The sequence below is a fragment of the Sorangium sp. So ce124 genome (assembly GCF_051525235.1).
Lineage (GTDB): Bacteria > Myxococcota_A > Polyangia > Polyangiales > Polyangiaceae > Sorangium > Sorangium atrum.
In genome coordinates this window covers 1,310,413-1,324,367 of record NZ_CP150312.1, presented here as the reverse complement: position 1 = coordinate 1,324,367, position 13,955 = coordinate 1,310,413, and the positions used below count along the sequence as shown (strand labels likewise).

The 13,955-nt window shown below is 71.7% G+C and carries 9 protein-coding genes; 3 read left to right on the top strand and 6 right to left on the bottom strand.

The window, feature by feature from the left end:
* Nucleotides 1-59: 59 nt before the first annotated feature.
* Both WMF19_RS04855 and WMF19_RS04850 read right to left on the bottom strand, forming a co-directional pair.
* A complete protein-coding gene (locus tag WMF19_RS04855) occupies nt 60-446 on the bottom strand; it encodes an NFACT RNA binding domain-containing protein (protein ID WP_437897990.1) in 387 nt (128 codons plus the stop codon).
* 14 nt (nt 447-460) lie between these two features.
* A complete protein-coding gene (locus WMF19_RS04850) occupies nt 461-1,456 on the bottom strand; it encodes a lysophospholipase (RefSeq protein WP_437897989.1) in 996 nt (331 codons plus the stop codon).
* A gap of 117 nt (nt 1,457-1,573) precedes the next feature.
* Between WMF19_RS04850 and lon the strand changes: the two genes are divergently transcribed.
* A complete protein-coding gene (lon, locus tag WMF19_RS04845) occupies nt 1,574-3,985 on the top strand; it encodes an endopeptidase La (RefSeq protein WP_437897988.1) in 2,412 nt (803 codons plus the stop codon).
* A gap of 6 nt (nt 3,986-3,991) precedes the next feature.
* Here the strand turns inward: lon and WMF19_RS04840 are convergent, their stop codons facing one another.
* The 3 genes from WMF19_RS04840 to WMF19_RS04830 all read right to left on the bottom strand — a co-directional run bounded on the left by WMF19_RS04840 (nt 3,992) and on the right by WMF19_RS04830 (nt 8,202).
* Nucleotides 3,992-4,915 (bottom strand): N-acetylmuramoyl-L-alanine amidase family protein, encoded by a 924-nt coding sequence (locus WMF19_RS04840; RefSeq protein WP_272100210.1) that lies wholly within the window; start codon nt 4,913-4,915, stop codon nt 3,992-3,994.
* Nucleotides 4,916-5,079: 164 nt separating this feature from the next.
* A complete protein-coding gene (locus WMF19_RS04835) occupies nt 5,080-6,330 on the bottom strand; it encodes a DNRLRE domain-containing protein (RefSeq protein WP_437897987.1) in 1,251 nt (416 codons plus the stop codon).
* 648 nt (nt 6,331-6,978) lie between these two features.
* Nucleotides 6,979-8,202, bottom strand: a complete 1,224-nt coding sequence (locus WMF19_RS04830; protein ID WP_437897986.1) for an MFS transporter — start codon at nt 8,200-8,202, stop codon at nt 6,979-6,981.
* Between the two features lie 143 nt (nt 8,203-8,345).
* Here WMF19_RS04830 and WMF19_RS04825 point away from each other — a divergent pair, with 143 nt between their 5' ends.
* A complete protein-coding gene (locus WMF19_RS04825; RefSeq protein WP_437897985.1) occupies nt 8,346-9,218 on the top strand; it encodes an MBL fold metallo-hydrolase in 873 nt (290 codons plus the stop codon).
* A 270-nt stretch (nt 9,219-9,488) separates the two neighbouring features.
* Nucleotides 9,489-11,351: a hypothetical protein gene (locus WMF19_RS04820; protein WP_437897984.1), complete on the top strand. Its 1,863-nt coding sequence runs from the start codon at nt 9,489-9,491 to the stop codon at nt 11,349-11,351.
* A gap of 102 nt (nt 11,352-11,453) precedes the next feature.
* Here WMF19_RS04820 and WMF19_RS04815 read toward each other — a convergent pair whose 3' ends face one another.
* Nucleotides 11,454-13,922 (bottom strand): ATP-dependent helicase, encoded by a 2,469-nt coding sequence (locus WMF19_RS04815; protein ID WP_437897983.1) that lies wholly within the window; start codon nt 13,920-13,922, stop codon nt 11,454-11,456.
* Nucleotides 13,923-13,955 lie beyond the last annotated feature (33 nt).

Sequence of the window (13,955 nt, the reverse complement as noted above, 5' to 3'; positions counted from 1 at the left end):
CGAGCGCCTGGCGAACAGGGGCCACTGCACGACGCGCGCCGGCGCTCGCCGACGCTCGCTTACCCCGGATCGCGCCCGGGGATCTCCGGCCGCACGCGCACGCTCTTCCACCGCGCGAGCTGAACGAGCCCCGCGGGCGACCCCCGCGGCTTGCTCACGTCGGCCACACGGCAGACGTGGACCTCCACCTTGGCGGCGCTCCTCGCCTTCGAGTACCACGCCGCCGCCGCCGCGGCGCGCTCGACCACCTCGCGCGGGACCTCCACGCGCTCGGGGTTGCGCACGATCACGTGGCTGCCCGGCGTACCGCCGGCCACGTGCAGCCAGAGATCGTGCGGCTCGGCGATCTCGAAGGTGAGCGCGTCGTTGTCGTCGTCGCCGCGGCCGACGAGCACCTCGAAGCCATCGATCGTGAGCGTGCGGTACGGCCGCCCCTTGCTGCCCATGCCGGCCCCCGCCGTCAGCCGGGCGCGGCGCCGGCGCGCGGCCCGGCGCCCGATTGCGCGGGCCTCTCCGGAGCTCTCGCCTCGCTCGCCACCTCGGCGGCGAGCCACGCGAGCAGGTCCCGCACGACCTCCTCGCGGTTGATCTCGTTCAGCATCTCGTGGCGCCCGCCGGGGTAGAACCGCTGCGCCACCCTGCGGAGGCCGGCGGCGCGGTACGCCTCGATCATCTGGGTGACGCCCTTGAGCAGCCCGCCGACCGGATCGCGAGAGCCGGAGAAGACATAGAGGGGCAGGTCCTTCGGGATGCGCGAGAGCCGCTCGGGGCGCGCCAGCGCCGCCATCCCGTCGAGCAGGTCGACCCAGAGCGAGGTCGTCGCGGGGAAGCCGCAGCGGGGATCGGCCATGTACACGTCGACCTCGGCGCGATCGCGAGAGAGCCAGTCGAAGGGCGTGCGCGTCGGCGCGAACACCTTGTTGAAGCTGTCGAAGCTCATCGTCTGGAGGAGCTGGCTCTTGCCGCGCTCGCCCAGCCGCCTCCGCTCCGCGCGGGCCACGAGCCGGCCCGCGTCCACGAGCGCGTTCGCCTTGCCCGCGGCGCCGGAGAGCACCGCGCCGTCGATCGAGCCGCCATGCTCGATCAGGATCTCCTGCGCGAGGGCGGCGCCCATGCTGTGGCCGAAGAGGACGACCGGCAGGCCGGGGTGCTCGCCCCGCGCGCGCGCGAGGAGCTGCGCGAGATCGCGGACGACCCGCTGGAAGCCGCCCTGGCTCGCGAAGAAGCCGAGCTCGTCGCTCCCGCGCGCCGTCGCGCCGTGGCCGCGGTGGTCGTTCGCGTAGACGGCCCACCCGGCGGCGCAGAGCGTCTGCGCGAGGCGCGCGTAGCGGCCCGCGTGCTCCGACATGCCGTGCGCGACGTGGACGACGCCGCGCGCCCCGCCGTCCGGGAGCCAGCGGTACACGAAGAGCTCTCGGCCGTCGTCCGCCTGAAACGTGAAGGTGTCCGCGGGCATCGCGAGCCGACCCTACCACCGCTCCGCGCTCGGCTGACCACGATTCTCGATGCTTCCGCGCCGAAAGGAGTTTTCGGTACGGTCCTCCATGGCATGACGTTCGCACAAAGGCCGGTCATGCCCGAGCGCCGATCGTTGCCCGTGCTCTCGTTGCGCGACACCGTCCTCTTCCCTGGGATAGCGACGCCCATCACTGTCGGACGGTTGAAGACGCTCCGCGCGGTGGAGGCCGCCCTCCGGGTCGAGGGAGAAGACAAGCGCATCTTCGCGGTCGCCCAGCGCGACGCCGCCGAGGAGCCCACCGCGGGCGGCCTCTTCTCGATCGGCGTGATCGCCCGCATCACCCAGGTGCAGCGGTTCGGGTCGGGCCTTCAGCTCGTGCTCTACTGCGAGCGGCGAGCGGCCGCGCCCCGCTACACCGAGGTCGACGGCGTGATCCGCGCCCCCGTCATCGAGCTCGCCGATCTACCCCTCCGTCCAGAGGAGGACGGCGCCCTCGAGGCGCTCTCCCGCGAGGTGCGCGAGCGCGCCGTCGAGTACGGCCGGCACCGCGGCGCGCCGGAGGACGTGCTCAAGCAGTTCGTCGGCAGCATGTACGGCCCGGCCGAGCTCGTGAACCACATCGCCTTCTACCTGGACCTCCCGACCCCCGAGAAGCAGGCGCTGCTCGAGATCCTCTCGACGGAAGAGCGGATGCGCAGCCTCGCGCTGCACCTCTACCGGCAGATCGGCATCGTCGAGACCCAGGAGAAGATCAGGACGACCGTCGAGGAGGAGCTCGGCGAGCGGCAGCGGGAGATCTACCTGCGCGAGCAGCTGCGCGCGATCCAGAAGGAGCTCGGCGAGGAAGACGACGAGAACGCAGCGGCACGTCTGGAGCACAAGCTGCAGCGGGCCAACCTGCCGCCGGAGATCCTGCAGGAGGCCCGGCGCGATCTCGCGCGGCTGCGGCGCATGGGGCGGGAGACGTCGCCCGAGGCGCAGGTCCTCATGACGTGGCTCGAGTGGGTGGCGGATCTGCCCTGGAACCAGCGGACCGACGACCACGTCGATCTCGATCGGGCGCGGGCGATCCTCGACGAGGATCACTACGGCCTGGGCGACGTGAAGGACCGGGTGCTCGAGTTCCTGGCCGTCCGGAAGCTGCGCCTGGAGCAGGCGAGGAGCGAAGGCGAGCGGAGCCGCGCGATCTCCCGCGGGCCGATCCTGCTCTTCCTCGGTCCGCCCGGGACCGGCAAGACGTCCATCGCGGAGTCGATCGCGCGGGCGCTCGGGCGCAAGTACGTCCGCGTCTCGCTGGGCGGGGCGCGCGACGAGGCGGACATCCGCGGCCACCGGCGCACGTACGTGGGCGCGATGCCCGGCCGCATCCTCCAGGGCATCAAGCGGGTGGGCTCGAAGAACCCTGTGATCGTCCTCGACGAGGTCGACAAGCTCGGCGCCTCCTACCAGGGCGATCCCGGCGCGGCGCTGCTCGAGGTGCTGGATCCGGCGCAGAACGACGGCTTCGTCGACCACTACCTCGGCCTGCCGTTCGACCTGTCCGAGGTGCTGTTCATCTGCACGGCGAACTTCCGGGAGACGATCCCCCCTCCCCTGTTCGACCGGATGGAGCCCGCGCTGTTCGCCGGATACACGGAGCAGGAGAAGCACGAGATCGCCCGGAAGTACCTGCTCCCCCGGCAGCGGAAGGAGTGCGGGCTGCGCGAGGAGCAGCTGCGCGTGACGGGCACGGCGCTCGGCGGGATCATCAGCGGATACACGCGCGAGGCGGGCGTACGCCAGCTGGAACGGACGCTCGGCGCGCTGGCGCGGAAGGCCGCGCGCAGGATCGCGGGCGGCGAGATCGAGCGGGCTGTGGTGGGCGCCGATGAAGACGTGAAGGAATTGCTCGGCCGAGCGAAGATGCGCCTTGAGCGGAGGCTGCAGTACGATCAGCCGGGGGTCGCGACCGGCATGTATTACACGCAGATGGGTGGCGACATCATGCACGTCGAGGCGAGCGTGATGCCCGGCAAGGGCGATTTCGTCCTCACGGGGCAGCTGGGCGACGTCATGAAGGAGAGCGGCCGCGCGGCGCTGAGCTATGCGCGCGCGCACGCGGCGGAGCTCGGCGTGCCGTCCGATCGGCTGCAGCGGCGGGACGTTCACATCCATGTTCCGGCGGGGGCGGTGCCGAAGGACGGGCCGAGCGCGGGCGTGACGATGGCGGTGGCGCTGGTGAGCGCCCTGTCGGGCAGGCCGGTCAGGAGCGACATCGCGATGACGGGGGAGATCACGCTTCGCGGGACGGTGCTGCCGATCGGGGGGATCAAGGAGAAGGTGCTGGGGGCGCACCGCGCGGGGATCTTCGAGATCCTGCTGCCGGCGGACAACGAGGCGGATCTCGACGATCTGCCGGCCGAGGTGAGGAGCTCGCTCGAGTTCTACCTGGTGAACACGCTCGACGAGGCGCTCGCGCTCTGCCTGCGGCTCCGCTCGATCCGCCTGGAGGCGCCCGAGGAGATGCCGCACGCGCGGGCATCCTGACGCGCGTCAGGTGGGCGGCGGGGAGGCCGGCGCGCCGGCGCCGCCGAGCGCGCTGGCCGGCGCCCCCGCAGCGCCGAGCGCATCGGCCAGCGCGGCGGCCGCAGCGGCGGCGAAGGCGTCGAGCGTGGCGGGCTCGGTCCAGCGGGTCGCCTCGCGGGCGTCGAGCGCGTGGTGGGTCTCGACGAGGATGGAGGGCATGGAGGGGCGGCGCAGCACGAAGATGCGCTGTCCCGGGGGGCGCCTGTCGAGGAAGACGCCGGGCTGGGCGGTGTCCGGCTCGTACAGGCCGCTGTACGCGGCGCCGTCGTAGGGCAACAGGCCTGCTTCTTCCATGCGCCTCGCGAAGCCGCGCGCGAGCGCGAGCCGGAGGGCGCAGAGGGCAGGCTCGCCTTCGTCGGACCACAGGACGGCGAACCCCGGCGCGGCGAGGCTGAGCGGGCACTGGCGGCCCTGGCCGGGCGACCACGTCTCGGTCCTGCCGCGCACGTCCGAGTGCAGGCTGACGAAGGCGTCGGCGCCCCACCGGGCGGCGTCCTCGACGCGCTCCGCGTAGGGCAACGGCCGGTCGCCGGTCCTGCCCACGCGCGCCTCGAAGCGCCCCGTGGCGACGAGCCGCTCGGCGAGGGCGCGCGCCGCGGCGAGGGTGAAGTCCTGCTCGTCGACGCAGAAGCACGAGAGGTTGCCGGAGTTGCCAGGGGCGCCATGTCCGGCGTCGAGGTAGACGCGGCGGACCCCGAAATCCGGCGGAAAGACGGCGGAGGGGGCGACGACGCGGGCCCCTGGAAAGGGCCACCCGCTCGGCGCGATCGGGAGCTTGAGGGCGCGCCGCGCCGCGATCTCGCGCGGGGAGCCCGGGGCGAGCGCCCGTGAGAGGGCGGCTGCGCCGGCGGCGCCGGCGAGACCGAGGAGGAGCTTCCTGCGCGAGATCACCGCGGCTCCGCTTGCTATCAAAGGCGGAGCGCGGCGTCAGGTTCTCGGCAAACGAGCGTGGCCGAGGTGACGAAGGAGGCGCGACGTGGCGACATCCCGAGATCGCCCGGGACACCCGAGGGATCGTGCCCCGGCGTGCCCCTCCGCACCTCGGCCGGATCCCGCTACTGGGCCGGCGTGTAGCAGACCTCGAGCTTCGGCCGGGGGGCGATGTTCGTTTGCTCGCTCGATCGGATGTCGGTCCGACCGTTCACATCGTGGAGCGCGACGCCGTAGTTCGGGGAACCATCCACCCAGGACTGCACGAGGGCCGCCACGTTGGCGGTCACGACGGCGCTCGCCTGGGCGACGGTGGAGATCGAGGCCTCGACGGCCGCGTTGTACCCGGGGAAGTTGCCGGCGTGCACGGTCGACTCCTGCCAGGGTCCGTTCACGCGGTGCAGCTCGATGGTGCTGGCGCTCTCCTTCCACGTGTGAGACAGCGAGAGGGTCGCGGACTCGACGTCGGAGCCCGCCGGGATGAACGACAGATCGAAGGCCAGCACGCCCAGCTGCACGCCCTCGGGGAACGTGTTCATGACGACATACGGGTAATCGCCGTACGGCCACGAGACGCCGGGCTGGATATGCGCATCCTGCACGCTCCCGTAGGTGCCGCGCTGCACGACCACGCACAGGGGCTCGGCCGGCGGGGGGGGCTCGCAGGCGTCGCCGATGCCGTCGGCGTCTGCGTCGGCCTGGGAGGGGTTGGCCTGCGCCGGGCAGTTGTCGCATGAATCGAACACCCCGTCCTGGTCCGTATCGGCGGCGACCACGGTGACATTGTCGAGGAGCGTCCCCTGGCCGTTCGAGATGCCCAGATCGTTGAACTGGAGGCGCGTCGTCGTGCCGGAGGCCACGAGGGTATAGGTGTAATTGACCCACGCGGAGCTGGCGGTCGTGAGGGTGGCCACCTGCTGGCCGCCCCAGACGACGCCGAGCACGTTCTGGCTCGCGTTGGTGCCGGGGCGCGCGGCGAAGGCGAACCGGAGCTGGTAGGTCGCTCCCGGCACGGTCGTGAGGTTCTGATAGATGCCGCTCGAGTCCGTGGCGTCCAGCTCGACGTGCTGGCTGCCGTGCGCGGGGCTCATGCCGTTCGAGTGGTCATGGATCTGGATCTGACCATAGGCGGCCTGCCAGCCGGTGATCGAGCCGTTGTATATCGACGACGTGCCGGACGACACGTTCGGCGATTCGAAGCTGCCGTTCGTGACGATGTTGCCGGAGGGGAGCACCGAGCAGGAGAGGAGCGCCGCCGCGCCCTCGCCGATGGCGTCTTCGTTATCGTCGTGTGGCTCGGCTGTCGCCATGCAGCCGGAAATCATCGAGGCGAGCGCGAGCGTAGAGGCAGAGATCGACAGATAGGCGGTTCTCATGGGAGAGCTCCTCGTCGCGGCGACCGCATGGCGGCGCCGCGCAGTGCGGCGAGCTGCCGCACGCTGTGGACTTATAAAATACTATTTACAAATAGGGCGATGCTGAGATGGTGCTCCATTTGCCCGAAGGCGGAGCGCTGAAGGCGTCATTCATCAACCAGCGCGTGCGGCACGACGGCACGGCCGTTACCAGGCGCTCGCCTCCCGGATCGTGGCCGACCTCGAGCTCCCTGGCCCCCAGGAGGCTCTCACCCCCCTGGGGGGATGAGGGTCGTCGCCGGCCGGGCGATCGATGGATGAAGTCGGGCGAGCGCGGTCACGAGCGATTCTTGCAGCGGTCAGCCGTAGCGCTGTCTGGTTATATCATGAAGTGGGCGCGCGGATCATCGTCTTTCGCACCAGCAAGCGCCGCGACGAAGAAGGCTGTCCCCTGAGCTCGTGAGAAAAAGAGCCATCGTGGGCACCGTTGGCGCCGAGGGAAGAGGAGAGAGCAAAAATTCTCCATCTCTCCTCTTTCCCTCGGCGTTTCGGCGTCTTCGGCGTCTTCGGCGTCTTCGGCGTCCTACTTGCCTCTACGATTCAATTTCGCCACGTCACGGAACTGGGGCGAAATGGGGCAGTGGGGCAAAATGGGACGGCCGGGCCCGCTCACCCCTCGCCCGCTCTCCGCTCGCGCAGCGGCAAGAGCAGCCCGAGAAAGACAACCGAGATCACGGTCCCCAGGGCGAACAGGCCTGCATAGCCGAGCCGCTGGGCGAGCGCGCCCGAGAGCCACACCGCGGGTGATTTGCCGAGCACCTCCACGCTGGCCAGCAGCGTGTAGTGCGTCGCGCCGACCGACCGCCGGACACGCGACATCATGAAAGCGAACACCGCGGTCGTGAGGGCGCCGCCGAAGAGGTGCTCGGCCACGGTGACCGCGACGACGGCATTCGCGGTGGGCGCCCCCGCCGCGGCGAGGTACCACTCGCCCGCCATCGCGACGGTGCGCAGCGCCGAGGTCACCCCGACGGCGGCGAGCAGCGGGATCCGGTGCGACAGGAGGCCTCCCGCGAGCGAGCCGGCGATCGACGCGACGAGGCCGTACGTGCCCACCCAGAGGCCGATCTGGTGCGGCAGGAAGCCGGCGTCGACGAGGAACGGCTTGAACATCATGTCGACCATCGCCTCGCCGAGCTTGTAGGTCCCGAGGAACGCGACGACCCAGAGCGCGCCGGGCGCCCGCAGGGCGGCGAGGACCGTCGCGAGCACCTCGCGGAGCGACCGGCGCGCGTGCGCCTCGACCTCGCCCGCGGGAGGCTCGCGCAGCGCGAGCGAGGCCAGCGCCGAGAGGAAGACGAGCACGGCCATCGCCCCGAACTGACCGCTCCAGCCGATCCAGGCGCTCGCCCAGACGAGCAGCCCGCCGGCGGCGAGCATGCCGACCTTGTAGCCGACCACCTGCGCGGCGTTCGCCAGGCCGAGCTCGCCGCGCCCGAGCAGGTCGATCGCGAGCCCATCGACCGCGATGTCCTGGGTGGCCGCGAGCAGGTTCATCAGGAAGACCAGCGCGAGCAGGGCGCCGAGGTGGCGCGACGGCGGGACGAACGCGGCGGCCGCGCACGTGAGCGCGAGCAGCACCCCGAGCGGCAGGATCCACGAGCGGCGCCTGCCGATCCGCTCCCAGCCGTAGCGGTCGACGAGCGGCGCCCACAGCGCCTTTGCCGCCCACGGGATCGCGAGCGCTCCGGCGAAGCCCACGCCGGAGAGCGAGACGCCGCTCGCCCGAAGGAAGACGGGGAGCGCCGTCGCCTGGAAGCCGAACGGGATGCCCTGGGCGAAGTACAGCGCGGCGAGGGCGGCGATCGTGCCGGCGCGCGTTCGGTCTGCCACGACGGACAATCGTAACCGAGCGGACGAGCTTCGGTCGCCCGAAACAGGGACACTGGCGTACGTTTCGATCCCGATCCGGTCTCGATCTCGATGAGCACGCCGCACCGACTCACCCCGTCTGCCGGCCGGACGAGCCCGCGCCGATGCCCGCACCGATGATCGCCGACACGTTCTCCCCGCGGTCGCTCGCGCCGGCGGGCGCGGTCCGGGTACGGTGGCTGGGCACGGCGGGCTTCGCCATCGAGCACGCCGGCGCGGTGGTGCTCATCGATCCGTATCTCACGCGCGCTCCGCTCCTCCATTGCGTGGTTGGCCAGCTCGTCCCCGACGTGGCCGCCATCGCGCGCCACGCGCCGCGCGCCGACGCCGTCATCGCGGGCCACACCCATTTCGATCACGCGCTCGACATCCCGGACATCGCTCTTCGCACCGGGGCCACGGTCTTCGGCTCGCGCTCCGCGGCGGCGCTCTGCCGCGCTTCCGGCGTCCCCGCGGCGCGCGTGCGCGACGTCGAGCGCGCGCCGGGCGGCGAGCCCGTGGTCGCCGAGGTCGGCCCGTTCCAGCTGCGCTTCTTCCCGAGCGCTCACTCCCGCCTGCTGCTCGGCCGGGTCCCCTTCCCCGGCGACATCTCCGATTGCGACCAGGTCCCGCTCCGGGCCGAGCGTTACCGGTGCGGCGCCGTCTTTGCGGTGGAGATCCGGGTCGCGGGCCGGCGCATTGTCCACCTGGGCAGCGCGGAGCTCGTCGAGGCGGGCCTCGATTGCAGGGAGCCCGACCTGCTCCTGCTCTGCGTGGCCGGATGGACCGCCTCGCGCGATTTCCCCGAGCGCGTCGCGCGCGCCCTGTCGCCGCGCGCGGTGCTCTTCTCGCACTGGGACAATTTCTTTCTGCCCCTCGATCGCCCCGCGGTCGCGCTCCCAGCGATGCAGGGAGAGCGCCTGGCGGAGCGCCTCGGGCGGGCGTCGCGCGACGTCAAACTGGGCGTGCTGCCGCTGCTGGGCGAAGTGTGGATCTAGGTCGAGGCGCGTTGTCTCCTCGCCGTCCCCCAGGACCTTGTACCAACGTGGGGTGAGGGCAAGGAGGCCTTCTCCGGCCAGCGCGCTGCGTGCGTGAGGCCGGGCGGCGTCGTCTCGGCACTCGCTTGCGGCGATGGCGGAGCTCCGGCTAGATTCGCGCGCGCATGAGCGCTTCCCGTCGCTGGCCCTCCTCGCGCGCGAAGCGCTCATCGCGGCCGCTCGCCATCACTCGCTTTGCTGGGCGGGCATCACAGATCAGGTGAGGAACCCTTGATTTCGTTCATCGCCGCCTTCAACCTGCCGGACGCGCGCGACAGCGATCCCGGCGCGTTTCTTCGCCGCGCGGCGCTCCTCGTCGGCGAGCGGATGTCCTCCATGGGCCCGGAGCCCCGGATAACGGTGGAGATCCTGCCAGAGGTGGGCGGCGGGTGGGCGCTCCTCACGCCGGAGCCGCGGGCGCGGCTCGACCTGCTCGATCAGGTGGTCACCGACACGCACGCTGTGCTGTTGTTCGGCGAGCTGCAGGGCGAATCCAGGGCTGCGCCCGCGAGGGCCGTCCTCCGCGCCTGGATGTCGGGCGGCGGGGACTCGGTGGCCGCGCTCGACGGCAATTTCTCCGCCATCGTCGTCGATCGCGTGGAGCGCACGGCCTCGGTGATCTCGGATCTGCTCGGCCGCCGGGCGCTGCGCACCCTGCACGAGGGCGGGGCCCTTTACGTCTCACCGCACGACGTCGCGCTCGTGGCGACCGGGGCGTGCCCTGTCGAGATCGACCACGCCTCGGCGTGCTCGATCATCACCGCCGACTGGTCCATCGGCGGGCGGCCGCTGCTCGCGCGCGTCGAGGCGAGCGATCCGGCGCGCTGGCTGCGCCTGCGGGGCGGCCGCCTGGAGCGGCTCCCCGCGCCGCTCGGGCTGTTCGAGCGCCGCATCGATGCGCGCGACGCGGCCGCGGTCCGGGAGCAAATCGACCGGATCGTCGACACCATGCGCGAGAACACGCGCTTCGCCGCGGCGGGCAGCGACACGGTCCGGGCTGACCTGACCGCGGGCATCGACAGCCGCGCGGCCTTCGCGCTCGTCGCGTCGGTCGTGCCTGCGGAGCGCATCGTCGCCAAGACCACCGGCGCGACCGAGAGCCTCGACGTGCGCGTGGCCAGGCGCATCGCCGCCCTCGCGGGCGTACGCCACGAGCACCGCGAGCTGGATCTGCCGGTCCACGACGATTTCAGCCGTCACGCGGATCTCATCGCGTTTCACATGAACGGCGATTCAAGCGCCAAGCGCGCGATTGACAGGTATCCGAGCTGGGACGACCGCCCCCTGGGCTTCGAAGGGGGCGGAGGCGAGATCTTCCGCGGCTATTACTATGCTCGCCCCGGCCAATACTCGCGGGTGGCCCGCGCCGACGCGGACGACGTCGCGGCATTCTTCGTCCGGAAGTGGCGCCGCCTGACCGCGCTGAGCTTCCGCTCGCCCGATCCTCCGGCCGCCGTCCGCGAGCGCACCCGTTCGGTGGTCGAGGGGATGTTCCGGCGCTCGCCCGATCTCCACGACGTGCTCGATCAATTCTACCTCTTCGAGCGGTATGGCCGCTGGGGCGCGATCACGTCGCGCTTCGCCTGGTGGAGGACCTTCTCCCCGTACGCGAGCCCATCCATCGTGCGGCTGGCGTTCGGCCTGCCCTCCCCGATTGGCATGCACGCGGGCCTCCACGACGCCATCGTGCGCCGCTTCTTGCCGTCCGCGCGCGGCATCCTCGTGAACGACAACTCCCTGCTTGCGCTCCAGGGGCCCGGGCTCTCACGCCTGCTCGCGCGTGATCTGCTCTATGTCACCGGCGAGCTCTGGCGCGCGGCGACCGCGTGGCGCGGCCGCTCGGGCAAGAAGCGCCGCTCGGCGGACGCCATGCGCGCCGACATGCTCGCGGGGCCGCTCCACGACCACGCGCGCGACGTGCTCCTCTCGCGAGACAGCATCGCCGTGGATCTGCTCGGGCACGAGCTCGTCGCCCGCCTGCTGGACGAGCACAGGGCGCGCCGCCAGCACCTGGAGACCCTGTGCAACCTCCTCGGCATCGAGCATTTTCGGCGCCTCGCCGCGTCCACCGCCGCGGCCGCATCCAGCCGCTGACACCGGGTCGCTCAGGCCCCCTCCCGAGGAGCCGGGCCGCTTGGCCGCACGTCGCCGGCCGGAACCGTCCCTGGCGAACGCGCCACCAGCTCCGCGCCCTTCTCACGGCCCGGCGCGCAGGAACGCCACCTTGATCCGCTTCTTCCCCCACCCGGAGAACTTCACCGTCGCGATCGGATCCGCCCCAGGATCCACGCTCTCGACCACGCCCGGCCCGAACCGCTCGTGGTACACCCGCATCCCGCGCCGCAGCGCGAGCCCCTCGCCGCCCTCGGCGCCCGGGTCGACCGCCTCCCGCTCGACATACCGCTCGCCCGGCGCCCGGTCGGGGACGTCCATGCTGCGCCCCATTGCCCCCCTCGCCGGCTCGCCCTCCCGCGAGAACCGCGCCCCTGCGAACCGCTCTTCCCCCTGCGCCTGCGCCCCGGGCCTCCGCTCGCGGCCCTCCCACGAGCGCTCCGGGCCGCCGAAACGGAGCCCGGACGCGGCGTACCCGCCGCCCCCGCCGAACCCGCCCTCGACCCGGCGCTGCGCCATCATGCTGGCGGGCGTCGCGATCGGACGCACCGAGGCCGGCGGCAGATCCGCGAGGAAGCGGCTCGGCAAGCCGTAGCGCGTCTGGCCGAAGATCGCCCGCCGCGCCGCGTGCGTGATCCAGAGCCGCTCGCGCGCCCGCGTGATCGCGACGTAGGCCAGGCGGCGCTCCTCCTCGATGTCGCCCTTGCGGTTCGGATCCTGGCTCCGGAACGGGAACAGATCCTCCTCCATGCCCGTCAGGAACACAGCGTGGAACTCCAGCCCCTTCGCGGCGTGGATCGTCATCATCGCGACCTTGGGCACGTCCGCGAGCGCGTCGACGTCCGACACCAGGCTCACCCGCTCGAGGTAGCCCGCGAGCGTCGCCTCGTCGCCCGCGGCGGTCGCCTCCTGCTCGTAGTCGACGAGCGACTGCACGAGCTCGCGCAAGTTCTGGAGCCGCGCCTCCGACTCGACGCTGTCCTCCTGCTCGAGCGCCTTGGCGTAGCCCGACCGCGCGAGCACCTCCTCCGCCAGCGCGCTCGGCGACGCGCTCTTCGCCTCGGTCATGAGCCCGAGGATCAGATCGCGGAAGCCGAGCAGGCTGCGCTTCGCCGCCGGCGCGAGCGGCGGCAGCTGGCCCCCCGGCATCGCCGACGGCGGCACCCTCCCCTCCAGGATCGGATCGATCGCCTCGAACAGCGACACGCCCAGCAGGTCCGCCGCCTGGATGAGCTTGTCGACCGTGCTCTGGCCGATCTTGCGGGCGGGCACGTTGATGATGCGGTTGAGATCCACGTCGCTCTTGGGGTTCGCGATGACGCGCAGGTACGAGAGCAGGTTCTTCACCTCCGCCCGCTCGAAGAAGCGCGTGCCCCCGATGATCTGGTACGGGATGCGCGCCTCGCGCAGCACCTCCTCCAGCACGCGCGACTGCGCGTGGATCCGGTAGAACACCGCGATCTCGTTCGGCGAGACGCCCTGCGCGATGAGCTCGCGGACGCCCTCGACCACCCACGCCGCCTCGTCGTGCTCGCTGTCCGCCGCGACCACGTCGATCGGCGTGCCGTCCTGGTTCGCCGTCCAGAGCTCCTTCGGCTCGCGATCCGACGCGTGCCGGATCACGCCGAGCGCGCCCCGCACGACGTGCCCGATCGAGCGGTAGTTCTGCTCGAGCTTCACCACCGTCGCGTGCGGAAAATCGCGCCGGAAGCCGCGGACGATCCGGACGTCGGCGCCGCGCCACCGGTAGATGCTCTGGTCGTCGTCGCCGACGACGCAGAGGTTGTCGTGGCTCTTGCAGAACGCCCGGACGAGCCGGTACTGCACCTGGTTCACGTCCTGGAACTCGTCCACGAGCACGTGGCGGAAGCGCCCCCGGAGGTCCTCGCCGGCGTAGCTCGTCGGGTCCTCCGCGATGCGCAGCACGGAGAGCAGGAGGTCGTCGAAGTCCACCGCGCTCGCCGCCTTGAGGTGCCGCTCGTACGCCTCGAAGCACCGCGCGATCGCGTCGTCGAAGTAGCCCTTCCGCTCGAACTCGGCGGGCCCCCGCCCCTCCTGCTTCTCCGCGTGGATGCGCGAGAGCACCTGGCGGGGCGGATAGCGCCGATCGTCGAGGTTGAGCTCCTTGAGCACGCGGTTCATGACCGCCCGCTGATCGTCGTCGTCGTAGATGATGAAGTTCTTGTCGAGCCCGGCCGCCTCGTGGTGCCGGCGCAACAGGCGCGCGCACACCGCGTGGAACGTGCCCACCCAGAGGTCCTTCACGATGTCGGCCCCGATGAGCCCCTCCAGCCGGCGCTTCATCTCGGTCGCCGCCTTGTTCGTGAACGTCACCGCCAGGATCCGGTAGGGCGGGACACGGTGCGTGACGATGAGGTTCGCGATCCGGTACACGATGACCCGGGTCTTGCCGCTCCCCGCGCCGGCGAAGATGAGGAGCGGCCCCGCCGCGTGGCTGGCCGCGCGCGCCTGCGGCTCGTTCAGCTCCTCGTGAGGGAGGCCAGGCTCGGGCGGCGGAGAGCGGTCGGCGTCGTGTGCGGCGAAACGATCCACACGGGGTCGCTAGCACGACCTCCGCGCGAGCGG

What these genes read in the sequence shown, in the direction of transcription:
- WMF19_RS04855 (WP_437897990.1), bottom strand. Translation starts at nt 446, where the DNA reads ATGGGCAGCAAGGGGCGGCCGTACCGCACGCTCACGATCGATGGCTTC.
- WMF19_RS04850 (WP_437897989.1), bottom strand. Translation starts at nt 1,456, where the DNA reads ATGCCCGCGGACACCTTCACGTTTCAGGCGGACGACGGCCGAGAGCTC.
- lon (WP_437897988.1), top strand. Translation starts at nt 1,574, where the DNA reads ATGCCCGAGCGCCGATCGTTGCCCGTGCTCTCGTTGCGCGACACCGTC.
- WMF19_RS04835 (WP_437897987.1), bottom strand. Translation starts at nt 6,330, where the DNA reads ATGAGAACCGCCTATCTGTCGATCTCTGCCTCTACGCTCGCGCTCGCC.
- WMF19_RS04825 (WP_437897985.1), top strand. Translation starts at nt 8,346, where the DNA reads ATGCCCGCACCGATGATCGCCGACACGTTCTCCCCGCGGTCGCTCGCG.